Annotated in this window: 21 protein-coding genes; 9 read left to right on the top strand and 12 right to left on the bottom strand. The window is 68.4% G+C overall.

Annotation, left to right across the window (positions count from 1 at the left end):
- Positions 1-29: 29 nt before the first annotated feature.
- The 3 genes from V6D00_07995 to V6D00_07985 all read right to left on the bottom strand — a co-directional run bounded on the left by V6D00_07995 (position 30) and on the right by V6D00_07985 (position 4,802).
- Positions 30-197 (bottom strand): hypothetical protein, encoded by a 168-nt coding sequence (locus V6D00_07995; GenBank protein HEY9899109.1) that lies wholly within the window; start codon positions 195-197, stop codon positions 30-32.
- On the bottom strand, positions 194-2,257 hold the full coding sequence (locus V6D00_07990) for a carbon starvation CstA family protein (protein ID HEY9899108.1): 2,064 nt from the start codon (positions 2,255-2,257) through the stop codon (positions 194-196). Before V6D00_07990 ends, V6D00_07995 begins: the two co-directional genes overlap by 4 nt.
- Before the next feature lie 130 nt (positions 2,258-2,387).
- On the bottom strand, positions 2,388-4,802 hold the full coding sequence (locus V6D00_07985) for an ATP-binding protein (protein ID HEY9899107.1): 2,415 nt from the start codon (positions 4,800-4,802) through the stop codon (positions 2,388-2,390).
- 132 nt (positions 4,803-4,934) lie between these two features.
- Here V6D00_07985 and V6D00_07980 point away from each other — a divergent pair, with 132 nt between their 5' ends.
- From V6D00_07980 to V6D00_07970, 3 genes are all read left to right on the top strand, one after another.
- Positions 4,935-5,699 carry a DNA-binding response regulator gene (locus V6D00_07980; GenBank protein HEY9899106.1) on the top strand — a complete coding sequence of 255 codons (765 nt, stop codon included), beginning with the start codon at positions 4,935-4,937 and terminating at the stop codon, positions 5,697-5,699.
- Positions 5,700-5,816: 117 nt separating this feature from the next.
- Positions 5,817-6,314: a hypothetical protein gene (locus V6D00_07975; GenBank protein ID HEY9899105.1), complete on the top strand. Its 498-nt coding sequence runs from the start codon at positions 5,817-5,819 to the stop codon at positions 6,312-6,314.
- Between the two features lie 10 nt (positions 6,315-6,324).
- The gene (locus tag V6D00_07970) at positions 6,325-9,369 is read left to right on the top strand and encodes an SMP-30/gluconolactonase/LRE family protein (GenBank protein ID HEY9899104.1); all 3,045 of its coding nucleotides are present in this window, start codon (positions 6,325-6,327) and stop codon (positions 9,367-9,369) included.
- Between the two features lie 485 nt (positions 9,370-9,854).
- Here the strand turns inward: V6D00_07970 and V6D00_07965 are convergent, their stop codons facing one another.
- Positions 9,855-10,214 (bottom strand): DUF488 family protein, encoded by a 360-nt coding sequence (locus V6D00_07965; GenBank protein ID HEY9899103.1) that lies wholly within the window; start codon positions 10,212-10,214, stop codon positions 9,855-9,857.
- Between the two features lie 12 nt (positions 10,215-10,226).
- Entirely contained in the window at positions 10,227-11,015 is a 789-nt protein-coding gene (locus V6D00_07960) for a dienelactone hydrolase family protein (protein ID HEY9899102.1), read from the bottom strand.
- A 261-nt stretch (positions 11,016-11,276) separates the two neighbouring features.
- Here V6D00_07960 and V6D00_07955 point away from each other — a divergent pair, with 261 nt between their 5' ends.
- The 3 genes from V6D00_07955 to V6D00_07945 all read left to right on the top strand — a co-directional run bounded on the left by V6D00_07955 (position 11,277) and on the right by V6D00_07945 (position 15,224).
- A complete protein-coding gene (locus tag V6D00_07955; GenBank protein HEY9899101.1) occupies positions 11,277-12,611 on the top strand; it encodes a hypothetical protein in 1,335 nt (444 codons plus the stop codon).
- A gap of 136 nt (positions 12,612-12,747) precedes the next feature.
- The gene (locus V6D00_07950) at positions 12,748-13,422 is read left to right on the top strand and encodes a hydrolase (GenBank protein HEY9899100.1); all 675 of its coding nucleotides are present in this window, start codon (positions 12,748-12,750) and stop codon (positions 13,420-13,422) included.
- A gap of 14 nt (positions 13,423-13,436) precedes the next feature.
- A complete protein-coding gene (locus V6D00_07945; protein ID HEY9899099.1) occupies positions 13,437-15,224 on the top strand; it encodes an amidohydrolase in 1,788 nt (595 codons plus the stop codon).
- Here the strand turns inward: V6D00_07945 and V6D00_07940 are convergent.
- Together V6D00_07940 and V6D00_07935 are read right to left on the bottom strand one after the other, a co-directional pair.
- On the bottom strand, positions 15,221-15,787 hold the full coding sequence (locus tag V6D00_07940; GenBank protein ID HEY9899098.1) for a WHG domain-containing protein: 567 nt from the start codon (positions 15,785-15,787) through the stop codon (positions 15,221-15,223). The genes V6D00_07945 and V6D00_07940 overlap by 4 nt on opposite strands.
- Complete coding sequence (locus V6D00_07935; protein HEY9899097.1) at positions 15,777-16,595, bottom strand: alpha/beta hydrolase; 819 nt, start codon at positions 16,593-16,595, stop codon at positions 15,777-15,779. The genes V6D00_07940 and V6D00_07935 overlap by 11 nt, the downstream gene beginning before the upstream one ends.
- Before the next feature lie 252 nt (positions 16,596-16,847).
- Here V6D00_07935 and V6D00_07930 point away from each other — a divergent pair, with 252 nt between their 5' ends.
- Positions 16,848-17,315 carry a DUF3788 family protein gene (locus V6D00_07930; GenBank protein ID HEY9899096.1) on the top strand — a complete coding sequence of 156 codons (468 nt, stop codon included), beginning with the start codon at positions 16,848-16,850 and terminating at the stop codon, positions 17,313-17,315.
- Positions 17,316-17,378: 63 nt separating this feature from the next.
- Here V6D00_07930 and V6D00_07925 read toward each other — a convergent pair whose 3' ends face one another.
- The 4 genes from V6D00_07925 to V6D00_07910 form a co-directional block, all read right to left on the bottom strand.
- Positions 17,379-17,729 (bottom strand): hypothetical protein, encoded by a 351-nt coding sequence (locus tag V6D00_07925; GenBank protein HEY9899095.1) that lies wholly within the window; start codon positions 17,727-17,729, stop codon positions 17,379-17,381.
- A 97-nt stretch (positions 17,730-17,826) separates the two neighbouring features.
- The gene (locus V6D00_07920) at positions 17,827-18,846 is read right to left on the bottom strand and encodes a putative sulfate exporter family transporter (GenBank protein ID HEY9899094.1); all 1,020 of its coding nucleotides are present in this window, start codon (positions 18,844-18,846) and stop codon (positions 17,827-17,829) included.
- Between the two features lie 80 nt (positions 18,847-18,926).
- Positions 18,927-19,568: an NAD(P)-dependent oxidoreductase gene (locus V6D00_07915; protein HEY9899093.1), complete on the bottom strand. Its 642-nt coding sequence runs from the start codon at positions 19,566-19,568 to the stop codon at positions 18,927-18,929.
- A 102-nt stretch (positions 19,569-19,670) separates the two neighbouring features.
- Positions 19,671-20,114, bottom strand: coding sequence for an Rrf2 family transcriptional regulator (locus V6D00_07910; GenBank protein HEY9899092.1), 444 nt, complete (start codon positions 20,112-20,114; stop codon positions 19,671-19,673).
- A 123-nt stretch (positions 20,115-20,237) separates the two neighbouring features.
- Between V6D00_07910 and V6D00_07905 the strand changes: the two genes are divergently transcribed.
- The gene (locus V6D00_07905; GenBank protein HEY9899091.1) at positions 20,238-20,960 is read left to right on the top strand and encodes a DUF72 domain-containing protein; all 723 of its coding nucleotides are present in this window, start codon (positions 20,238-20,240) and stop codon (positions 20,958-20,960) included.
- 12 nt (positions 20,961-20,972) lie between these two features.
- Here the strand turns inward: V6D00_07905 and V6D00_07900 are convergent, their stop codons facing one another.
- Positions 20,973-21,872 carry a hypothetical protein gene (locus tag V6D00_07900; protein HEY9899090.1) on the bottom strand — a complete coding sequence of 300 codons (900 nt, stop codon included), beginning with the start codon at positions 21,870-21,872 and terminating at the stop codon, positions 20,973-20,975.
- Between the two features lie 126 nt (positions 21,873-21,998).
- Here V6D00_07900 and V6D00_07895 point away from each other — a divergent pair, with 126 nt between their 5' ends.
- A complete protein-coding gene (locus tag V6D00_07895; protein HEY9899089.1) occupies positions 21,999-22,940 on the top strand; it encodes a GntR family transcriptional regulator in 942 nt (313 codons plus the stop codon).
- The last annotated feature ends 58 nt before the right edge of the window (positions 22,941-22,998 follow it).

Raw genomic sequence — 22,998 nt, 5'->3', positions numbered from 1 at the left:
ATGCCGGCGCCGGGCCTCCGGGGGGCCACTCAGCAGCAGCGTTGAACGCCTTCGTACTTTTCCTTGAAGGCGGCCTCGACGGCCCGGCTCCGGTCGGCATGGCTGTGGCAACCGCAGCCGGTGATCCGCCGGTGGAGCTCCGCCTCGCCCGACACCTCGCGCAGGTAGGCCCACAGGCCTCGCAGCACGCGCCTCATGCCGCCAGCTCGGGACGGTACTCGACCGGGCTCTCCTGCAAGGGGATGACCTCCCGCTTGGTCAGGATGCAGAACCATTGCCACATCGAGATGAGCAGGATCACGCCCGTCATCACCATGAACATCAGGGTCAGCCCGGCGTTGATGGTGTCGTTTCGCATCAGGGCCGACGTTTCCGCCACCTTGTCAGCGGGGAGCCCGCCAGCCGCCAGCTTGAGGGCGAGCATGGCCTTGTGAGCCAAAAAGCCGATGGTCGGCTCGGGGCTCAGCAGCTTCTGGAGCCCCGCCACGCCGGTGACCACGACGATCCAGGCGAGGGGCAGGACCGTCACCCAGGCAAAGCGAGCCTTGCCCATCTTCAGGAGGATGGTGGTCCCGACGCACAGGGCGATCCCCGCCAGCAACTGGTTGGAGAGACCGAAGAGCGGCCACAGGGTGTTGATGCCGCCGTGCGGATCGAGCACCCCCTGGTACAGGAACCAGCCCCAGGCGGCCACGATGGCCCCGCTGCTCAGGATCACGCCGGGATACCAGCTCGTCCTGCCCAGGGGCTCCCAGAGGTGCCCGAGGAGGTCCTGGAGCATGAACCGCCCGACCCGGGTCCCGGCGTCGATCGTCGTCAGGATGAACAGGGCCTCGAACATGATGGCGAAGTGGTACCACAGGGCCATCATCTCGTGCCCGCCGATGATCTTGGAGAACATCTGGGCCATGCCCAGGGCGAAGGTTGGAGCGCCGCCCGTCCGGTAAAACAGGCTCTGCTCGCCGACCAGCCTCGCGAGATCGGTCATCTGCTGCGCGGCCAGGGGAAAGCCCCAGCCGGAGATCGTGGCGGCCACCGCCTGGGGCGTGACCCCGGTGATGGCGGCCGGGCTGTTCACCGCGAAGTAGACGCCGGGCGTCAGCGCCGTGGCGGCGACCAGCGCCATGATCGCCACGAAGGACTCGATCACCATGCTGCCGTAGCCCACCATCCGCGCATCGGACTCCCGATCCAGCAGCTTGGGGGTGGTGCCGGACGAGATGAGCGCGTGGAAGCCCGAGATGGCCCCGCAGGCGATCGTGATGAAGCAGAACGGGAAGAGGCCGCCGGCCACGACGGGGCCCGTGCCGTCGATGAAGCGCGTGAGGGCGGGCATCTCCAGCATGGGGCCCGTCAGCAGGATCCCTGCGGCCATGGCCAGGAGGGTCCCGATCTTGACGAAGGTGCTCAGGTAGTCGCGGGGGGCCAGTAGGAGCCAGACGGGTACCACCGAGGCGGCGAAACCGTATGCGATCAGGGCAAGGGCGAGCGTCTTCGCGTCGAGGGTGAACACGGGCGCGAGCACCGGATTGGTGGCCACCCACTGGCCTCCGACCAGCGCGAACATGAGCAGCACGACCCCGATGGCCGTTCCTTCCAGGACCTTGCCGGGCCGCAGCACCCGCATGTACCACCCGATCAGAAGGGCGATGGGGATGGTCATCGCGATGGTGAAGGTGCCCCAGGGGCTCTCGGCGAGCGCCTTGACGACCACCAGGGCGAGCACCGCCAGGATGATGACCATGATCATCAGCACCGCGATCAGCGCCGTGAAACCCGCCCAGGGACCCATCTCCTCCTTGACCATCTGGCCGAGGGATTTCCCGTTGCGCCGCATGGAGCCGAAGAGGACGATGAAGTCCTGCACCGCGCCCCCCATCACGGCTCCCACCAGGATCCAGATGGTGCCCGGCAAGTAGCCGAACTGGGCGGCGAGGATGGGGCCCACGAGGGGGCCGGCGCCCGCGATCGCCGCGAAGTGGTGGCCGAAAAGGACCCAGCGATTGGTGGGGACGAAATCCCGTCCGTTCTCCAGCTTGTGGGCCGGCGTCCGCCGCTGATCGTCCAGCCCGAAGGCCCGCTGGCCCAGAAACCGGGAGTACACCCGGTAGCCGAGCACGTACGAGCAGACGGCGGCGACGATGAGCCAAATGGCGCTCACCGGTTCGCCGCGCGAGCCCGCGATCATGGCGAAGGCCGCGGCGCCGAGGATGCCAATCCCCGCAAGGGCCACGCGTTCTTTCTTCGAATCGAGCATCATCACCTCATCGTGAACGGATATCCCCCGGAACCTGCATGGTTCGACGATCAGGGGCCCTACTGCTCACCAGCGGCGTATACCCTTCGCTTCGGCGCTACTAATCCGCCGCATGTTCGCTTGAACAGGGCTACTTGAGCGCTTTATCCGATGCCGGATCGCCCGCGGCCGCGAGCGCTCGATCCATCCCGAGCGGGAGGGTGAACCAGAAGGCGCTGCCGCGCCCGGGCTCGCTCCTGACCCCGATCTCGCCGCCGTGGGCCTCGACGATGGCCTTGGCGATGAAGAGGCCGAGACCGACGCCGCGTCCTCCCGCCTGTTCCAGCCGCACGAAGCGCCCAAAGAGCTTCGGCTGCTCTTCCTCGGGGATGCCCGGGCCCGTGTCCAGCACCTCGCACCGGATCTGAGCCGGGGTTCTCTCGGCCGTGACCCGGATGGAGGTCTGCGGGCCCGTGTGATTGATGGCGTTGACGAGGAGGTTGCGAATGACCTGCCCGAGGCGCTGGGGATCGCCCTCCATGTCGGGCCAGCCGTCGGGCACGAGATTCTCGAGGCGCTGGCGCTTCTGCGCGACCAGCGGGGCGAGGTCCTCGATCGCCCTCTCGACCAGCTCCCGGAAAGCATGGGGGCGCCGGTGGAGCGCGAAGTGGCCGGTTTGCAACTGCCCCGCGTTCAAGAGGTCGCTGATCAGCAGGGAGAGCTGTTCGGCGTTGCGGTAGATCCGGCCGAAGTAGGTCTCGAGAGCGGGATCGTCCGCGGAGCGCCCTTCCAGCCTCATGCAGCTGAGCGCCCCCATGATGACGCTGACCGGCGTCCTCAGCTCGTGGCTCACCAGGTTGAGGAACTGCTCCTGCATCGCCTTGGATGCCTCGAGCGCCTCGATCTGATGGGCCTGGTGCTGCTCCTTGCGCAGGGCGTCGAAGAGGCCCATCCGCAGGGCCAGGGTGTGGGCCAGGTCGGTGATGAGGGCGCGATCGCCCTTGGAGAAGGGGATCCCCGAGCGCCTGGGCCCGAGCACGAAGAGGCCCAGCACCTCGTCGTGGAGCGAGATCCTGAAGGTCTCGGCATCGGGAAAGTCGAACGGCAAGGGGGAGGGCGCCTCGCCGGGCAGGGCCCCGAGAGCGCCTTCCAGGCGCCAGAAGGGGGCCTCGGGGACCTGCCGGAAGGCGGCGCCGTACGTGAGGTGGAGGGCCTCGTCCAGGATGCGGAAGAACGCCTGCACGAGCTCCGCGATGGTCAGGGTCTCCTGCGCGCACCGCGTGAACTCCGCGCGGACGGCCTCGGCGTCGTAGGCCGTCCGGAAGAAGGTGTGGTCGAGCCAGGCCTTGGTCTGGTCGCGCAGCGGGGCGAAGGCCAGTGCGACGATCGCGGTGGTCGCGATGTTGGCGAAAGGCGATCGCTCGCCGATCAGGGCCCCGAGCAGGGCCAGCACGGAGGAGTAGAGCGTGAGCAGCAAGAGGCTGATCAGCGCGTAGGTGAGGGCGGGCCTGAGCAGGAGATCGATCTCGAACAGGCCGTGGCGCACGATCGCAACCCCGATCGCAAGCGGCAGCATGGCGCACGACACGGCGCCGAGGTTCAACAGCACCCCGTTGCTGCCCGCGAGCAGGGCGACGACAAGGCCCACGGCGGGTAGGATGGCGAGCAACGCCCCCCACACCAGGGTCCTGGCCTGCGCCCTCGCCAGGCTCGAGCTGCCGCGGCTCAGCAGCGTCCAGGTGGTGTTGACGAACAGGGCGACGCCGCCCAGCCCCGCGTAGGCGCACGGCAAGAGGTAGCTCCATTGCGCGTGGGGCGCGCTGGGGTAGAACAGGATGCCGTAGGCCGCCACCAGGACGCCCGAGAGCAGGATGAGCGCCCGGGCCCGGGGCAACGGCACCTCCAGCTGGCGCGGGAACAGCAAGGCCAGGTTCAAGCCGCACGCGCCGAACACCCCGAGCGCGACGAGGCTCGGCACGTGGCTGGGCCAGACGTGGGTGGCGCTCGAGTCGAACAGGGTCAGGAAGTGGAAGCTGCCGCTGAGGCAGAGGGCCAGGTGCGCGCGGGCCACGGGACTCCCTGGCTTCAGGATGGAGACGACGACGCCCACGACGAGATAGGCGATCGCTGCCACCCAGTTGCCCAGGAAGATGGCGCACCAGTCCAGCAGGCTGAAGCGCTGGGTGGCGACGGTCCTGGTGAGGATCTGCTCGCGGCCGTCCCAGGTGTGGCGCTCGACCCGATAGGTCAGGGGGGTCCCGACGGGCTCGGCCACGACACGGTCGTAGAGCGCCCGGCTGGAAGCCGGCGGCATCCGATCGACGTCGAGGATCCGGTCCATGGGCCGCAGGCCGGCCTTGGCCCCGTTCCAGGCATCGGGGAGCTGGAGGTCGATCTTCTCCCCCCTGAGGACCGTGAAGCCGGGAAAAGGGCGATCGATCCACGGGATGGCGGCCACGAGCATGAGGACGGCGTAGCAAGCGAGGGCGAAAGAGAGAGCGGCGGGCAGGACTCCGATGCTGCGCAATGCGGTGCGAAGGCGTCCGTCCGGTTGCAGAGCGTTCATCATCCTCGATTTCCCTCGCGCGAAGCCATTTCAGCGGTGCGCCGTGACGCAGGCGGGCAACCAGGGTAAGCATAGCGTATGGAGAAGCAGTTAGAAACCGCCCCTGATCGGCACCGCGCGAGGATCCTGGTGGTGGAGGACGACGAAGACCTGCGCCTGACGATGCGCGACTGGCTCGCCCTGAGGGGCTACGCGGTCTCGGCGGCCCAGGACGGGCTCGAGGCACTGGAGATCGCCTCTCAGCAAGCCTTCGACGTCGTGGTGACCGACCTCAAGATGCCCCGCTGCGACGGCCTGCACCTTCTCTCGGCCCTGAAGGCCCGGGACCCCATCGTCCAGGTCATCTTTCTGACCGGCGAGGCCTCCATGGGCGATGCGATCGAGGCCCTGCGCGAAGGGCGCAGCTTCGACTTCCTCCAGAAGCCCCTGCACGACTTTCATCAACTCGACGAGGTGATCGAGCGCGCGCTCGCGCATCGTGCCCAGCAACAGCCCCGGCGCGAGCTTGTCGCGCCGGCGTTGAGCCCTTGTGTGCCGCCTCCGGTGGCCGAGGCGATCGCGGACGAGCCGGCGCTGGTCATGGCCTTCCACTTCATGGAGGCCCACTTCCGCGAGAGCATCGGCCTGCGCGAGGTTGCAGCCGCCACCGGCTACTCCCCCTCGTACCTCACCAACCTCATGCGTCTCAAGACGGGCAAGACCGTTCAGCAATGGATCCTCAGCCACAAGATGGACGAGGCCCAGCGCCTACTGACCACCTCCCGCTGGTCGGCGCAGCGGATCGCCACCGAGCTGGGCTATACCGATCCGAACTACTTCCACCGCCAGTTCCGCCAGGCGTTCGGAACGTCGCCGCAGAACTGGCGAACCGAGGGCGCCACGCCGGATCACGCCTGACGCATCCCCGATCATCAACAAATAATCCTATCCGATCGATTGATCGTGCATAGCATCGCGCCCACGCTCTCCCTATGCTTACTATTTCAAAGACACGTACCTCGCGTAGGAGACCTCATGTCGCGATTCATTCTCATCGCGCTGGCGGGAGTGGTGCTGCTCACGGGCTGCCCATCCGTCGGCGGCGACACCGTGAAGCCCGGAATCTCCAATCAACCGAGCGGCGATGCCGTGAAGCCCGGGACCACCGATCAGCCGGAGGACGAGACCCCGGCCTACAAGACCCAGACGAGCGTGACGCTGCGCCTCTCGGGGGCCGTCCAGCGGGTGGACCGCGTCGAGACGGCGCTATTCAGGCGAGACGACAGTGCGGAGGTCGCGGTGCCGGGCGCGAGCGCCTCGATCCGCCGGGACGACCTGCCCCAGGTCGTCCCCCTGGCTGACCTGCACGGCAACACGACCTACCGCTTCGAGGCCCAGGCCTACGACGCCGCGAACCAAGCACTGGCGACAAGCTCGGCCGAAATCGTCGTGGCTGGCAGCCCCCCCGCCACCCAGAGCCTGGAGCTGTCGATCCTCGAAATCCCCCTCGCGGGATCCATCTCGCACCCATAGGAGCACCTTCATGCGCAAGCTGAGTCTCACCTTGACTCTCCTCACCACGGTCACCATGGTCGGTTGCCGCTTTCCGAGCGGGCTTCCGACCCTCAACCAGCCGGGGCAGGGCGTGGTCGAGGGCAGTGCCGTTCGCAAGCCGGCCCCTCCCCTCTCCGGCCGCGTGACCTTCGCCCAGCGCTCGACGCTGACCAGCCTGGCGGATGTCGCCGGCGGCGCGACCGTCTCGCTGATCAACACCGGCACCAACCAGACCGTCTCGACGGCCCTGACGAACGCGAACGGCGACTTCGTCCTCACCTTCTCCAACGGCTACGTGGCCGACCCCACGGCGACCTACTTCCTCGAAGCGCTCAAGGGTCTGAACGCAAACCAGCCCGGAAGCCATGCCGTGCGCGTGCGCACCATCGCCAAGTACAGTGCCGGCTGGACCAGCATCACCAGCGCCACTCCCGGCGGCGGCACGGTGATCAGCCCTTCGACCACCGCCCTCGCCATCGGGGCGGGGCTCGTCAACGGCGCCCCGGACGCCTTCGACTTCTCGTCCTTGATCGGCGCCGTGACCGGAGGGGACACCCCGGCGTACCAGCCGGTCAGCGGCCTTTCGGCAGATGACCACGCCGCCCTCCTGGGCCTGGTCGAGAGCATCCTCTCGGATGGCCAGGACCCGATCGCCAACGTCGGGCGGACCCAAGACGGCGCCCAGACCCACTGGACCCGGCTCAACGTGGCTCCTTCCGTCACCTCCTTCACCCCGGCCCAGGCCAAGATCGCCGCGGGCGTGAGCGTGAGCGGCACGGGCTTCAGCCCGATCGCCGCCGGCAACGTCCTCAAGTTCAACGGCGAGACCGCCGTCCCCACGAGCGCAACCGTGACCGGCCTGACGACGAGCGTCCCGGCCGGGGCGACGTCGGGACCGACCTCCCTGCAGGTCGGTAACCTGAGCGTCCTCGGGCCCAACTTCTCGGTCCTGCCCGAGATCAGCGACTTCACCCCCCGCAAGGGCGCGCCCGGAACGCTCGTCACCCTGACGGGGACGGGCTTCGACGGCAAGATCCGGACCAACAACCTGATCGAGTTCAACGGGGTGGCCGGCACGATCAAGACCGCCACCGCGACCCGCCTCCAGGTCGAGGTCCCCGCGGGGGCCACCAACGGCCCCATCACCGTGACGGTCAACGGCCAGCCGATCACGACCGGCGAGGCCTTCGCGGCCGCCTACGCCATCCGGACGGTGGCCGGAGCCCTCGCGCCCAAGACGGTGGCAGCCACCGAGTGGCAGGTGCGCTATACCGACACGGCACTCGACTCCGCCGGCAACCTCTACGCCGCCGCCCCGGATCAGAATGCGGTGTACCGGATCTCCCCCGACGGCACCCTATCGACCGTGGCCGGCAACGGCGGCGCCGGGTTCACGGGAGACGGCAAGGCGGCGACCGCCGCCGCGCTGGACGCCCCGGAGGCGATCGCCCTGGACGCCCAGGGCAACCTCTACATCGCCGACACGAACAACTGCGTCATCCGCAAGGTCGACAAGGCCACCGGCATCATCTCGACCGTGGCCGGCAACGGCAGGTACGGGTCGGCAGGGGAGGGCGGAGCGGCCATCACCACCAGCCTGGCCATTCCTTCCGGCATCGCCGTGGATGCTGCGGGCGACCTCTACATCGCCGAACGGCAAAACAACCGCATCCGCAAGGTCAGCAACGGCACCCTCACGACCGTGACCACCACCCCGAGCAACCCCTACGACGTGGCGGTCGATGCAGAGGGCAACCTCTACATCGCCGAGCCGTTCAGCAATGCCGTCCGCAAGCTCACCAAGGCCACCGGCACCCTCTCGATCGCGGCCGGCACCACCGGCCTCGGGTTCAACTTCGGGGACTTCGGCCCGGCCACCTCGCTCTCGCTGAGCTCTCCGATGGGCGTGAGCTTGGATGCGGCGGGCAACCTCTACATCGCCGAATCGAGCGGCAGCCGCGTCCGCAAGGTCGACACCACGGGCCACATGACGACCGTGGCCGGTCAGTTCGGCAACCCGGGCTTCGAGGGGGACGGCGGAGCAGCCACCGCCGCCAGGCTGAATGGGCCTCGGGCCGTGGCCGCGGACGCCGCGGGCAACGTCTACATCGCCGATACGGGCAACAACCGCATCCGCAAGGTCAGCAACGGCACGATCGAAACCGTGGCCGGCCGGCTCACCGAGGCCGGAGCCCTCGCGGGCGGCAGCGCCCTGAGCGTGCTTCTCGGCAATCCCTCGTCGGTGGCGGAGGCCCCCAACGGTGACCTCTACATCACGGACAGCAGCCTCAACACGGTCTGGAAACTCAGCAACGGGGCGCTCTCGCCCTTGAACACCGGCGCCTACACGCTGAAGTACCCCCTCGGCGTGACGGTCGCCGCCTCTGGCGACATCTACATCGCCGACACGCAGAACGACCGGATCCTGCTGGTCAGCGGCGAAACCACCACGATCGCAGCGGGCAGCAACGAAGGCATCGCGCGCCCCCACAGCCTGGCGCTTGATGCCGCGGGCAACCTCTACATCGCCAACACGAACAAGGACCAGATCCTCAAGCGCGGTGCCGACGGCACGATCGCGACCGTGAACGCCGGCTCCCTGAACCGCCCGAACGGCATCGCGCTCGACGCCTCGGGCAACCTCTACATCGCCGACTACTACAACAATCGCATCGTCAAGGTCGACACGACCTCCGGAGCGATCGCGACCGTGGCCGGCAACGGCAACGAGAACTACTCGGGAGACGGCGGGCTCGCCATCCATGCCAGCCTGGACAACCCTCGCGGGGTGGCGGTCGACCAGGACGGCAATCTCTACGTCGTCGACACGGACAACCAGCGCATCCGCAAGGTCGATGCGACCACCGGCACGATCTCGACCGTGGTGGGAAGCGGCACGGAAGGGTACTCGGGAGACGGCGGCCTCGCCATCCTGGGCCAGCTGCGCTACCCGCGGTGCGTGACGGTGGGAGCATCGGGCAACCTCTACATCGCGGACAGCGACAACCGGGTCGTTCGCTCCGTCGGCTTCTAAGCCCCCGTCCCAAGCCTCGGCCCCTCGATTGGGGCCGAGGCCTGGGGCCGGGAAACGTTATCACACGCGATCGTTCGAGGAGATGACGGGATGATGACAATCCTGAGGGTCTATGCCTTCGCGAGCTTGGCTTCGTTCATATGGCTGCTGATCCTCTCGGCCTACGCTCCGGTCATGGAGGAGGAGTCCCGCAGCTTCTAAGCCGGCAAGCCCGCTCGTTGCGATCGCAACGGGCGGGCTTGCGGCTCTAGTGAGGTCTCTCCTCTCCCTGCTCCACCGTCTCCTCGGAATCCCGCGGCAGGGGTTCTTCGCGCTCGCCGAACTCTCCGATGAAGCTGGGATGAGCGGGCTGGCGTTCGTCGACATCCTCATCGGTCCCCACCCCTTGAGCCCCGCTGTAATCCGGGGGAATCCAATCGCTTTGCATCGCTCCCTCCTTTGGCTTCGCCGTCCGGGAGAGGATCATAGGGGATCCGCTCGAGAAGTCAGGACTCGCAGGCGAGCCTTTCCTCGATCACGTTCTTCAGCACCACCGCCTGATTATGCTCCCGGTCCTTCGCCCCGTAGACCAGGGTGATCCTGCCGCTTCGAGCGGCCGCCAGCAGCGGGGCCAGGGCGGCCTCGTTGGCCGCAAGCTCGGCGCGGTAGCGCGCCTCGAACTCGTCCCACCGCTCGGTCCGGTGAGCGTACCAGCGCCGCAGCTCGGTGCTCGGCGCCAGGTCCTTCAGCCAGGCAGTCAACTTCAGGCGCTCTTTCGAGAGCCCCCTCGGCCACAGGCGATCGACGAGGAAGCGATCTCCGTCCTGGGGGCCGAGCTCGTCGTAGGCGCGCTTCAAGGCGATCATCGCGTCACCGCCCTAGCGCCCGAAGATCTCGCGAAGGAACAGCAGCAGCTCCGCCCAGGAGCGCTTGTCGGCCTGGGCGTCGTAGGCGACGCCCTTGGCCGGGTCGTTCCCCGCCGCCGGGTTCGAGAAGGCGTGGACCGCGCCGCCGTACAGGTTGATCTGGTAGTTGACGCGGCCGCGGCGCATCTCGTCCTGGAAGGCGAGCACGTCCTGCATGGTCACGGCCTTGTCCTCGGCCCCGTGCAGCACGAGGACCTTGCCCTTGATCCGGCTGGCCTCCGGCTGCGGCGTGTCGAGGCTGCCGTGGAAGCTCACGACGCCCGCCATGTCGGCACCGCTGCGCGCAAGCTCCAGGGCCACGCCGCCCCCGAAGCAGTAGCCCATCGCGGCCATCCGCGCAGGATCCACCTCGGGACGCCGGGCAAGCACATCCCAGGCCATCCGGGCCCGGGCGCGCATGCGCGCGCGATCGCTCCGCAAGGCTCCGGCGAGCTTGCTGGCCTCTTCGGGCGTGGTGGCGACCACGCCCTTGCCGTACATGTCGGCGGCGAAGGCCACGTAGCCCTGCTTGGCGAGCTCCTCGGCGCGGTGCTTGGGGTAGTCGTTGAGGCCCCACCACTCGTGCACCACCATCACGGCGGGGCGCTTGCCCTTGACGGCGTCGTCGTATACCAGCAGGCCCTCGAAGGCCTGGTCGCCCTCGCGATAGGGCACGGCTTCCCTGACGAGCTTGGCTTCGGACGGTGAAGCCATCGCGAGCACCCCCAGCGCGACCAGACCCAGAACGAGCCGTTTGCTCATTGATGCCTCCTTGTGACGCTGCGTCGCCCCCTATGATATCGAAACCATCGAAAGCCTCATTTCCCATCATGCCAGAAAGCCACCGATCCTTCATCTGCTTGTCGTACGCGGCTTTCTGGCAGATACTGAAAGCCGCTTGAGCGCCCGCCATTCCTCGTGGAAGAGGTCTTGATGTCAACAACCACCGGCCCTTTGCCCGACTCCCTGAGGCGGAAAATCATCCGCACCCTCTTCCCCGGGCAGGCTGAGGGCATGCGGCCCATGCCGACGACCCTGCGGGGGCGTCTGCTGTGGTTGCTCAACCAGGCGAGCCACTGGGGCATCCTCCTGTTGGCCCTGATCAACCTGGCCTTGGTGGTCTTCGACTTCACCTACCTGGACCTGCGGCACCACTACCTGAGCTTCGCCCCCGGGGTGGTCACCCTCTACGACCCCATCAAGGGAGCAAGCCCCCACCGCATCACCCAGGGCTACGTGGACCAGGCCACAACGACGTTCGCGAAGCTGGCCGCAGGCGAAAAGGACACCGGTCCCCTCCTTGCGACCATGCGCGAGCGCAGCCTGCAGCTCTACCAGGAGGACCCGTTCGCGGGCTCCGGGCTGAGCGGGGTCTTCGAGCAGCTCAAGAACCGCATGCGGCGGCATGCCAAGGTCGAGTCGGGGAAAGAGGGCTTCCTGGCCTTCTGGTCTTCGCAGAACCTGACCCCGGCCCGCCTCGCCCATGAGCAGGCCTTCTTCGAGCACGAGCTGCGCCCCTTGCTGGCACGCAACTACTACCGCGTGCTGGGCGAGAACGGGCGCCCCTTCGACGCCTTCTGGAAACTCGACCTGTTCTTCATCCCCTTCTTCGCTCTCGACTTCCTCATCAGAGGCGCGCTGGATCTCAGGCGCGGCAGGTATCCGAGCTGGAAGGCCTTCTGCTACGCCCGGTGGTACGACCTCGTCTACTTCATCCCCCTCGGGCAGTACGTCACCCCGCTGGGCCAGTCCGGCTGGGCCCACCTGATACGCGGCATCTCGGTCGGTCACCGGATGAGACGGCTCGGCCTGGTCAACCCCATCACCTTCCCCCAGCGCTTCGTCGACAAGGGGGTCAACCTCGCCACCGACCTGGTCAGCGTGCGGCTCCTGACCAACTACCAGGAATCGATCGAGCGCTTCGACCTGGACGAGGCCTTCCACCTGCTCAGTCCCGAGCAGCGCGAAAAGCTCGATGTCTTCGTCGAGCGCCACCTCCAGGCGGCGGTCACCCGCATCCTGCCGCGGGTGATCCCCGACCTCCAGGAGATGCTGACGTACTCGGCACAGCAAGCCCTCAACGAATCACCGACCTACCAGCAGGTTCGTGCCCTGCCCGTCGTCGGGAGCCTGACCGAACGCTACCTGCCCGATCTCGTCGCCGAGGTCGTCAACGGCATCCAGCGTGGGATGGCATCGGCCATGGAGGACCCCGAGCACCGCGAGCGCTCCCGGCAGCTGGGCGACAAGCTGGTGGAGCTGATCCTCGAGGAGCTGCGCACCCTCGAGACCGAAAAGGAAATCAAGCAGCACCTGATCGCAAGCCTGGAGCAGCAGAAGAACAAGCTTCTCTCCTGAGCCTGCCCCGAACGCTCGCTAACCGGTCTTCTTGCACTGCTTTGCGCTCTTTTTTGCAAGGCATCGCCGAATCCCTTCCGCTGCGGAGGCTCTACGGTGATCGGGCGTGGTGCCGTCCCTCAGCAGGAGGAATACCGTGAGTAGCGAGCGTTATGCGGTCAAGTGGATCCATGGGTTGCTTACCCCCGACAACTGCGCCCTGATCCTCATCGACCACCAGCCCCAGATGTTCTTCGGGATCCAGTCCATCGACCGCGAGACCCTCAGGAACAACATCCTCGGCCTGGCGAAGGCCGCGAAGGTCTTCAAGGTCCCGACCATCCTGACCACCGTGGCCGCCAAGTCGTTCAGCGGCCCCCTCATGCCCGAGCTGCAGGCCGTCTTCCCGGAGCAGCGGCCCATCGACCGCACCTCCATGAACGCCTGGGAGGACAAGAAGTTCGTCGCGGCGGTCGAAGCGACCAAGCGCAAGAAGCTGGTGTTCGCCGCCCTTTGGACCGAGGTCTGCCTCGCCTTCCCCGTCATCCAGGCCCTGGAGGCCGGCTACGAGGTCTACGCCATCGCCGACGCCTGCGGCGCGACGACCGTCATGGCCCACGACATGGCCATGCAGCGGATCATCCAGGCGGGTGCGGTACCCATGACCTGGCTGCAGTTCATGTGCGAGCTGCAGCGCGACTGGGCGCGGCTCGAAACCTACGACGCGGTCTTGGAAGTGGCCAAGGCGCACGCCGGCGCCTACGGCATCGGGATCCAGTACGCCAAGGCCATGCTCGGCGAGGGCGCAGGCGAAGCCACGACGAAGCGCTGAGCAGGGGCAAGGCCATGACGACCACGCTTCTGCTCAACGGCAAGATCGCCACCATGGGGAAGCATGCCCCCTTCGTCTCCGCCCTGGCCCTCAAGGACGGCAAGGTGCTCGCGGCGGGCGACGAGCAGCACGTCCGACCTCACCAGGAGGCGGGCACGCGCGTCATCGACCTGGGGGGCAGGACCGTGGTGCCCGGCCTCAACGACTCGCACCTTCACGTCATCCGCGAGGGCCTGAACTACAACCTGGAATTGCGCTGGGACGGCGTGCCTTCCCTGAAGGTCGCCCTCGACATGCTCAAGCGCCAGGCCACGAGGACGCCTGAGGGCCAGTGGGTCCGCGTGGTGGGCGGCTGGTCTGCCTACCAGTTCGAGGAGCGGCGCCTGCCGACCCTCGACGAGATCAACACGGCCTTGCCCGATACCCCGGCCTTCATCCTGCACCTCTACGACCGGGCCTTCATCAACAAGGCGGGCATCGCCGCCCTCGGGCTCGGCAAGGACACGCCTGACATTCCGGGCGGCACCTTCGAGCGAGACGCCGAAGGCAAGCCGACCGGCTTGGTACTCGCCACACCGGCCGCCACCATCCTCTACGCCACCCTCGCCAAGTTGCCCAGGCTCTCAGGCGAGGAGCAGCGCAACTCCACCCGGCAGTACCTGCGCGAGCTCAACCGCTTCGGCATCACCAGCGCGATCGACGCGGGCGGGGGCGCTCAGAACTATCCCGACGACTACGCGGTCTGCCGTGAGCTCGCCCGCGAGGGCCTGCTCACCGTCCGGATCGCCTACTACCTGTTCGCCCAGACCGCTCACAAGGAGTTCGAGGACTTCGCGCGCTGGGTGGAGATGACGCGCCCCGGCCAGAACGACGACCTGTTCAAGCCCAACGGCTTCCTGACCGGGGGCGGGGGCGAGAACCTGGTCTGGTCGGCGGGGGACTTCGAGAACTTCGTCCAGCCCCGCCCCGAGCTCGTGCCCACGATGGAAGCGGAGCTTGCGCGGGTGGTGTCGCTCCTGGTGAAGCGACGCTGGCCCTTCCGGATCCATGCGACCTACGACGAGTCGATCGGGCGCGATCTCGACGTGCTCGAAGCCGTCGCTCGAGAGATTCCCTTCGACGGCCTGCGGTGGTTCTTCGACCACGCCGAGACGGTCTCGGCGCGAAACCTCGCACGCATCAAGGCCCTGGGCGGCGGCATCGCCATCCAGAACCGGATGGCCTTTCAGGGCGAGGACTTCATCGCGCGCTACGGCAAAGAAGCCGCCGAGCACGCGCCGCCCATCCGGGCCATCCTGGAAGCGGGGATCCCGCTCGGGGCGGGCACCGACGCCACCCGCGTCGCCGGCTACAACCCCTGGCTCTCGCTTCACTGGCTCGTGACCGGCAAGACCCTGGGCGGGACCGAGCTGTACCCGCCGAGTTACCGCCTGGATCGCACGGAGGCGCTCAGGCTGTACACCGAAGGGAGCGCCTGGTTCTCGCACGAGGAGGAGGTGAAAGGGCGGCTCGAGCCCGGCTGCTTCGCGGACCTGAGCGTCCTCACGGACGACTACTTCACGGTGAGCGACGACGCCATCAAGGGGATCGAGTCCGTGCTCACCCTCGTCGCCGGCCAGGTGGTCCATGCGGCCGGCCCCTTCGCGGCGCTCGCCCCCGAGGCGCTGAGCGTGGATCCCCCATGGTCACCGGTGGCAGCCCTCGGCGGCTACTACTCGGGCAATCGCGCCGATCGCCCCGGCCCGGTGACCATGCTCGGTCCCGAAAAGGGGGCCCCTCGCCCGTCGAAGGAGCGGGGCTAGACCTGGCTGCGCAGCCCCTGGAGGAAGCTGACCATCAGCCGCCGGAAGCTCTCGTCGATGTCGAGCGGCATGCCGAACCCGCCGCTCGACTCCAGCGAGGCGAAGCCGTGCACCAGGCTGCGCAGCCCACGGATGGCGTGAAGCGCGCCCGTCTCGTCCAATCCGTACGGCACGAGCACGCGCAGGATGATCCCGAGGACCTCCTCGCTCGCCTCTATCCACTCCCGGTCCTCGGACGCAGGAGCGCGCAGGGTCGCGGCGTAGAGGCCGGGATGCTCCTTGGCGTAGACGCGGTAGGCCTCGGCGATCGCCAGCATGGCATCGTCGCCGGCCTTGCCGACGGCGGCGTGCGTCATGCGCCGGGCGATCGCCCTGATCCCCTCGAGCGCGATCCCCCGCTGCACGGCATCGAGGCCCGCCACGTGCTTGTACAGCGAGGGGGGACGGACCCCCAGGCGCTCGGCCAGGCGCGAGAGGTTCAGGCCTTCGAGGCCCTCCGCATCGACCAGCTCGACGGCCGCCCGCACCACGACCGCCTCGTCCAGCCCGGCCCTAGGAGCCATGGGACACCTCCGTCCGGCGCTCGCCCAGGAAGCGAAGCAGGTGGGGCGTGGTCACTTCCGGCATCTCGGCGTGGGGATAGTGACCGGCGCCCTCGATCAGCTGGACCGAGGCACCCAGCGGGTCGGCCACCCGCTTCGCCTCGGCGGCCGGATCGCTGAAGTCCGGATCACGGGTGCCCATCAGGACCAGGCTCGGCACGCGAACCTTGGACAGCCGCGCCTCCGAGGCAGCCTTGGAGCTTGCGATCATCTCCCGCACGGCCGCGAGGCGCCCGGGCTCATGCAGGTTGGCGCGAAGCTTCGTGAGGTAGGCATCGAAATCGGCCGGTTTCTTCGTCGGATACAAGGAGGTGTAAAACATGCCCCAGAGCGCGGGGCCCCACGGCCCGCTGAAGGGCCAGGACATGACCCGCGACTTCCAGAGAGGGCCCCCATCCCGCACGGCGGGCCCGATCAGCGCGATCTTCCCGATGCGCTCGGGGGCTTCGGCGGCAGCCCAGATGGCGGCACCCGCCGCCATCGAGGTCCCGACCACCGTCACGGGGCCGGCGTCCAGGTGGTGCGCCAGGGCCACCACGTCCTGGCCGATGCTCGCGACCGAGTAGTCAGGCCAGGAGACGCTCGACTCGCCGTGGCCGCGCACGTCCATCGCGACGACCCGGTAGCCGGCCTCGACCAGGCGGGGTGTCAGGTGACGGTACTCGCCGCGCAAGTCGCCGAGGCCCGGCACGCAGATCACCACCGGCCCCGACCCGGTGTCGTCGTAGGCGATCCGGCCCTCGGCCGTCGTCAAGAATCGGGTCGTCATCGTCTTCTCTCCCTCGTTTTGACGCGTGTCCTGCGCCCAAGCCGTCGAAACGAGCCCGGCGTTGAGCACCAGAGCCCCTCCCAGGACGGCGCGACCGAATGAACCCCATTTCATGGCGACCTCCTCGCGGCGATTAGCTACACATGTTAGCTTAAAGCTAAATACATTAGCTTGCAAGTTTTTTCTCGCCGAAGCCGCCGCGCAAACACGCATGGCCGCACCCGAGGGGCGCGGCCATGCGATAATGGTGCCATGAACAAGCAACCTGAAGCCTCGTTCCGGGGCAATCCTCCCAATCGCGAACAGCTCGCCGAGCTCCTCAAGGACCACCTGGCCCAGTGGAACGAAGTGCGCGAGACCGTCATCGAGATCGGCGCCACCTGGAAGTGGGCCTTCTCGGAGGCGACTCATACCTGGTCGTACCGCTCCTACCTGCCCGGCGATCGCTTCTTCGCCGCGCTCACGCCGAAGGGCGATAGCTTCGAGGTGAGCACCAACCTCAAGGCCGACGAGTGGGCCGCCATCATCCCGACGACCCCCGAGGACGCGGCGCTGCTCGAAAGCCTGCGCGCCAAGGCCCTCGAGACGGGCGACGATCCGGCCTGGATCCACGTGAGCGTGACCGGCAAGCAGGCCCTTCCGCTGCTGGCGCAGGTGCTCGTGACCCGCGCCCGCCGCGTCCAGAAGCCCCGTCTCAAGGCCGGCAAGAAGCGTCGCTAGCAAGCCCCCTCATGCGAACGGGTCCCCGGCGATCGCCGGGGACCCGTTCGTTTGCGACGAGCGCTAGCGCCGCACCACGATGACCTCGCGGTGGGGGCCCCGGTGCTTCCAGTCGTGGCGATCCCAATCGTGGTGGAAGTCGTGACGCTCCCGCTCGCGGACCACGATGACGCGCCTGCGCTCGACGGGCCGCACGACCTGCACGGGCAACCGCACCTCCACTCCGGGGATCGGCTGCACGACGACCTGCCGCTCCACCTCCCGGCGGTACTGCTCGGGCCAGGTCGGCTGAGCGATGACCTGCCGATCCGCCTCGCGGCGGTCGTGGTCGTGCCAGGGCCTGGCCTCGGACGGGAGCGCCATGAGCGCCGTCGTTCCCATCGTCGCGATCGCCAGCAGCAACATCTTTCGCATGGTTCATCTCCTCTTGGAATGGATGCCTGCTCCGTAAACGACACGGCAAGCGATATTGTTCCAAACGAAGCGAAAGAAGTTTTCAGCGGCGCGGATCTCAGCCGATGCGCAGCAGCCGGATCACGCCCCAGCTCATCGCGGCGAGCAGCGCAAAACCGGTCAAGCCGGCGTAGACGACCTTCATGCCGGCCTTGCGCACCATGGCGAGGTTGGTGTTCAGGCCCATGGCGGCCATGGCCGTCACCATCAGGAAGATGCTCGCACTGGAGAGCCACGCCTTGGCATCGGGCGGGACGACGCCGATCGAGCCGACCACGCCCACCGCCAAGAAGCCGATGACGAACCAGGGGATGGGCGGCTCCTTCCAGGAGTAGCTCAGCTTCTTGCCGCTCCCGCTCATGAGGCCGAGCACCACCAGGGCGGGCGCCAGGAGGACCACCCGGGTCAGCTTGACCAGCGTCCCCATGTCCCCGGCGGCCGTTCCCCAGGTGAAGGCCGCCGCCATGACCTGGGCGACCTCGTGAAGGGTGGAGCCCGAGAGGATGGCGAGCTGCGGCACCGTCAGGCCCAGGAAGGGACCGGCGAGGACGTAGAAGAAGACCCCGACGGTCCCCAGGATGCCGCAGAGAGCGGTGGCGAGGGTCGCGTCCTCCTCGTCGGCTCGGATGACGGGGGCCGCGGCCGCCACCGCGCTCGCCCCGCAGATGGAGGTGCCCACCGCCAGCAGCACGGCGAGCTGCGCCGGGACCTTGAAGCGGCGGGCGACCCAGGCGATGCCCGCGATGCCGATGGCGATGACCAGCACGTCGAGGAAGAGGACCTTGGGGCCGGCCTTCGCGATCAGGCCGAAGTCCAGCCGCGCCCCCATCAGGACGATCCCGAGCCGCAGGACGGTGCGGGCCGAGTACCGGGTGCCGGGCACGGCCCAGGCGGGAAGGCCCGCCGCAAGGCGCCACAGGATCCCGACCAGGAGGGCGACCGTCAGCGCCCCCATCACCTTGAGCCCGGGCAGCATGGCCAGGTACCAGCTCGCGGTCGCGAGCCCCAGGGCGAGCAGCACCCCCGCGAAGCGGTTAGGCGTCTGGAGGGGTGGGGTCTTCTCGGCGATGGTGGACATCCCTTCACCATACCTCCTCGCTCGCCGGCTGTAAAACGAGTCCCCCCGCCGTTTTGCGGCGGGGGGACTCGTTCACCGGGTTAGTAGGCGACGGTGAAGCGCTTGCGCAGGTGCTGCGGGCGCTCGATCTCGTCGAGGATGGCCACCGCGAGGTCCGCCGCGGAGATCCGGCCCGGCCCCTCGCCGGTCGAGAGGGGCTCGTCGGCGCCCACCCGGTAGGCGCCGGTGCGCTCGCCCGGCTCCAGCAGGATCGCGGGCGAGAGGAAGGTCCAGTCGAGCGAGGTCTCTGCCTGGAGCTGGCGCAGCGCCTCGCGCGCCCCGAGCGCCCCCTCCTTCCACTCGGCCGGGAACTCCGGGGTGTCGACGAGCTGAAGCCCGGGCGCCACGAAGAGGCTCCCCGCCCCTCCCACGACCAGCAGGCGCTTAAGGGAGGCGGCCTTCACCGCCTCGGTGATCGCCCTGGAGCCCGCGATGAAGCGCGCCTGGATGTCGGGGGTGCCCCAGCCGGGGTTGAAGGCGCTGACGACCGCCTCGGTCCCCTCGAGCGCCTTGGCGAGCGCCTGCGCGTCGAAGACGTCGACCGCCGTGGGCGTCAGGTTGGCGTGCCGGGGGAGCTTCTCGGGGTGGCGGACGATGGCCGTCACCCGGTGGCCGCGCCTCAGGGCCTCTTCGAGGACCTGGGTGCCGACGAAGCCGGTGGCGCCGATCAGGGCGATGTTCATGGGATGGTTCTCCTCTCGGATCGCGTCGCGGGGAAGGGCTGCCGTTCAGCCCAATCCGCAACAGTGTGAGCAACACAGTTACAATTTAGAGCAAAAAAGGACCTAGCCTCCGGCGGCCCCGGCCTGCTCACGCGCCAGGACCTCGCCGAGCACGCCGGCGATCGTCTTTCCCGCAAGCTCCGCCTCGAGGGCGCGCTGCGCGTCGTCGATCGTCCGCTCCAGGGCCCCCTGGATGTTCCGGCCCACCATGCAAAGCGGGTTGGGGGTCTCGTGGTGCATGGCGAACAGGTGCCCGTCCTCCACGGCCCGGTAGACCTCGAGCAGGGTGATGGCCTCGGCCGGCCGCGCCAGGAGCGCGCCGCCGCCCGCCCCGAGGCGCGAGGTGGTGAGCCCCGCCTGCGCGAGCAGGGACAGGATCCTCCGCACCACCGCCGGGTTGGTGTTCACGCTCCCGGCGAGGTAATCGGAGGTGATGGGCTCGCCCCCGCTCTGCTGGAGCAGGGTCAGGATGTGGACGGCCACGGCGAAGCGGCTGCTGAAGGACATGGTTCCTCCTGGGATTTAATTGAAACCACAATAGCAACACTTTTTCGATCGTGCAAGTCCCTCGTGCCCCTGGCGCGCTACAATCGTGCCGAGAGGCGCGCACAGGCGAGCAGGAGAAAGACCATGGCCGGCCGATGCCGCATCGGGACCTCGGGCTGGGCCTACCCCCACTGGCGCGGGCGGTTCTACCCCGGTGCGCTCGCCCCCGGCTCCTGGCTCGAATACTACGCCCGCCACTTCGACACGGTCGAGATCAACCGCACCTTCTACCGCCTGCCCACCCCGGAGGCCGCGGCGGCCTGGGCCCGGGCCGTCCCGGAGGGCTTCTGCTTCGCCATCAAGGCGAGTCGCTACCTGACCCACCTCAAGAAGCTGAAGGATCCCGCCCCCGCGCTCGCGCGCCTGTACGCTGCGATCGCCCCGCTCGGCGACAAGCAGGGCCCCGTGCTTTACCAGCTGCCGCCCCGCTGGGGCTTCGACCCCGGGCGCCTCGAAGGTTTCCTGGCCGCGCTCCCGGAAGGGCCCTGCGCCGTGGAGTTCCGCGATCCGAGCTGGTACCGGCCCGAGGCCTACCGGCTGCTCGAACGATTCGGCGTGGCCCTTTGCGCCTCGAGCTTCCCCGGCCTGCCCATGGCCTGGGAGGTGACGGGCGGCATCGGCTACGTGCGGCTCCACGGCACGGAAGTGGCCTACGGCGATCGCTACGAACGAAAGGCGCTTACGGCCATCGCCCGGCGCATCCGCGCCATGCTGCGCAGGGGCCTCGACGTCTACGCCTACTTCGACAACGACGCCGAGGCCTTCGCCGTGGAGAACGCCCGCGAGCTGCGCGAGCTGCTGGAGTAGGCCCTCGCGCGATCAGCGCTTGTCGTACAGGTCCTGGTACTGGACCTTCTCGCGCGCGTTGAAGGCGTCGAGGAGCCCATCGCGACCGACCTGCCTCTCGAGGGCCAGCAGATCGAGCTTGAGGTGGCCGTGGGCGTCATACTGGCTAGCGAGCGTCCCCATGTCGCCGGTGTCGACGCGCCAGTCGGTCAGGGCGCCGACGACGTAGTTGCCGAACTGGAAGGCCTCGAACTCGTTGTGGAGGGTGCAGAAGTCGCAGAAGTTGAGCTTGTCCCCCAGCTGCTTCTGGGCCCGGAAGGCGGCCTGGTAGGCGCGCGGCAGGGGCTCGGCGGCGCGCGCGGGGTCGAAGGCCAGCTGGAACTGGGCCGAGTGGCGCGTCTCGTGCGCCAAGAGCAGGAGGGCGGTGTACTTGTTGGGCTCCTTGGCGATCGCCTCGGGGTTGAGGATGACCCGGCCGCTGCCCGGCTTCTCGGGGTCGAAGTCGAAGAAGGCGGGCCCCTTCACCACGTCGGTGGCGATGCGCAGCTCGGGCGGCACGATGCCGAGCACCTTGCACTCCAGCTCGAAGAAGCGCCTGAGTAAGGGCAGCTGCTGCTCCCAGCTCAGGCGATCGAACGCCTGAACGCCCTGGTGCAGGGCCGCGTCCGAGCGCACCGCGCGCACCAGGGCCTGGCGCTTGGGCTCCGACTCGCCCTTCATGGCCTGGAGGGCGGGGAAGGAGGCGGGCATGAGCGCGAAGGCCTCGGGCCGCAGGGCCATGACCTCGCGGCGGGCGAAGAAGCGGGGGTCCAGGGGCTGCTCGGCCTTGGCGACGGCGCGCCCCTCGGCCGCTCCCGAGAGCGGGGCCGCAAGGCCGCAGCCCGCGAGCGAGAGCATGGCGACGAGAGGGAGGATGAAGGACTTCTTGGGCATGATCTCTCCTGTGGCGAATCGAGTTAGCAAGCCAACCCCGCGCGGGTCGATGTATCGAGCATAGGCGCCGGGCCCCCGGCCCACCACTTCGCCTGTGACACTTCCGAAACTGTCCGGAGCCCGCCCTTGAACCTCTTCATCAACCGCACCGGCCCGATCCCCATGATCGACCAGCTCAGCGCGCAGATCCGCCAGCAGGTCGCCTCGGGCGCCCTCTCGCCTGGCGAGCGGCTCCCGAGCCTGCGGGCGCTCGCGCAGCGGCTGGGCATCCACCACAACACCGCGCTTGCCGCCTACAAGGCGCTCGAGCTCGAAGGGGTGATCGAGATCCGCAAGGGGAGCGGGGCGAAGGTCAGGGCCTTCGCCCCGCCCGGCGAGCCCTGGCGCGAGGGGGTCGCGCTGCGCGCCCTGGCCGCGCACTTCGTGGCGCAGGCCCGCTCCCGCGGGCACGACGCCGACGCGATCCTCGAGGCATGCCGCGCGGCCCTCGCCCCGGCCGGCATCACCCGCCTGGCCGTCGTCAACCCGCACCCCGACCTGCAGGACCTGTACCTGCACGAGCTGAGGGACCGGCTCTCCTTCCCCATGATCGGCCTGACCCCCGAGCAGGTGGAGGCCGCCGATCCCGCCTGGCGGGCAAGTACGTGCTTCGTCACCTCCAGCAACCATTCCCTTCGCCTGCGGGAGATCCTGGGCGACGACGCGCCGCCGGTGGTCTTCAGGCTGGCCTCGGTCGAGCCTCTGCTCGCACGGGCGAGCGCCATCGGCGCTTCGGGGCTGATCGCCGTGGTCTCCGCGTCGCCGCGCTTCCGGTTCCTGCTCCAGGAGCTGCTCGCCGGCGCCTGCGAGGCGGAACAGCTCATGGTCGTCCCCATCGAGGACCAGGAGCGGCTGCAAGCCGCCGTGCGCCTTGCCTCCTTGGTCGTGACGGACGCCCTCTGCTTCGAGGGCGTCGCCCGGCTCAGCCAAGAGCCGCCGCATCGCTATTGTCTGCTCGCCGAGGACCTCCTGGCCGAGCTCGCGGAGCGCCTGCCCCCCGAGGCCTTCCGCCCGAGCCCCGAAGGCTAAGCACGTGTTGCCTGAATCGAACATCCGCCTGAGTTCTCCCCGCCCCACCGGGGGCGGG

Origin of the sequence: Pantanalinema sp., assembly GCA_036704125.1 — a bacterium.
Classification (GTDB): domain Bacteria; phylum Cyanobacteriota; class Sericytochromatia; order S15B-MN24; family UBA4093; genus JAGIBK01.
Note: the sequence above shows the minus strand (reverse complement) of the source record. Positions and strands in the feature narration are given on the sequence as shown.

Coding starts and splice junctions, on each gene's coding strand:
- V6D00_07995 (HEY9899109.1), bottom strand. CDS start 197: ATGAGGCGCGTGCTGCGAGGCCTGTGGGCCTACCTGCGCGAGGTGTCG.
- V6D00_07990 (HEY9899108.1), bottom strand. CDS start 2,257: ATGCTCGATTCGAAGAAAGAACGCGTGGCCCTTGCGGGGATTGGCATC.
- V6D00_07985 (HEY9899107.1), bottom strand. CDS start 4,802: ATGAACGCTCTGCAACCGGACGGACGCCTTCGCACCGCATTGCGCAGC.
- V6D00_07975 (HEY9899105.1), top strand. CDS start 5,817: ATGTCGCGATTCATTCTCATCGCGCTGGCGGGAGTGGTGCTGCTCACG.
- V6D00_07970 (HEY9899104.1), top strand. CDS start 6,325: ATGCGCAAGCTGAGTCTCACCTTGACTCTCCTCACCACGGTCACCATG.
- V6D00_07965 (HEY9899103.1), bottom strand. CDS start 10,214: ATGATCGCCTTGAAGCGCGCCTACGACGAGCTCGGCCCCCAGGACGGA.
- V6D00_07960 (HEY9899102.1), bottom strand. CDS start 11,015: ATGAGCAAACGGCTCGTTCTGGGTCTGGTCGCGCTGGGGGTGCTCGCG.
- V6D00_07955 (HEY9899101.1), top strand. CDS start 11,277: ATGCCGACGACCCTGCGGGGGCGTCTGCTGTGGTTGCTCAACCAGGCG.
- V6D00_07945 (HEY9899099.1), top strand. CDS start 13,437: ATGACGACCACGCTTCTGCTCAACGGCAAGATCGCCACCATGGGGAAG.
- V6D00_07940 (HEY9899098.1), bottom strand. CDS start 15,787: ATGGCTCCTAGGGCCGGGCTGGACGAGGCGGTCGTGGTGCGGGCGGCC.
- V6D00_07935 (HEY9899097.1), bottom strand. CDS start 16,595: ATGACGACCCGATTCTTGACGACGGCCGAGGGCCGGATCGCCTACGAC.
- V6D00_07930 (HEY9899096.1), top strand. CDS start 16,848: ATGAACAAGCAACCTGAAGCCTCGTTCCGGGGCAATCCTCCCAATCGC.
- V6D00_07925 (HEY9899095.1), bottom strand. CDS start 17,729: ATGCGAAAGATGTTGCTGCTGGCGATCGCGACGATGGGAACGACGGCG.
- V6D00_07920 (HEY9899094.1), bottom strand. CDS start 18,846: ATGTCCACCATCGCCGAGAAGACCCCACCCCTCCAGACGCCTAACCGC.
- V6D00_07915 (HEY9899093.1), bottom strand. CDS start 19,568: ATGAACATCGCCCTGATCGGCGCCACCGGCTTCGTCGGCACCCAGGTC.
- V6D00_07910 (HEY9899092.1), bottom strand. CDS start 20,114: ATGTCCTTCAGCAGCCGCTTCGCCGTGGCCGTCCACATCCTGACCCTG.
- V6D00_07905 (HEY9899091.1), top strand. CDS start 20,238: ATGGCCGGCCGATGCCGCATCGGGACCTCGGGCTGGGCCTACCCCCAC.
- V6D00_07900 (HEY9899090.1), bottom strand. CDS start 21,872: ATGCCCAAGAAGTCCTTCATCCTCCCTCTCGTCGCCATGCTCTCGCTC.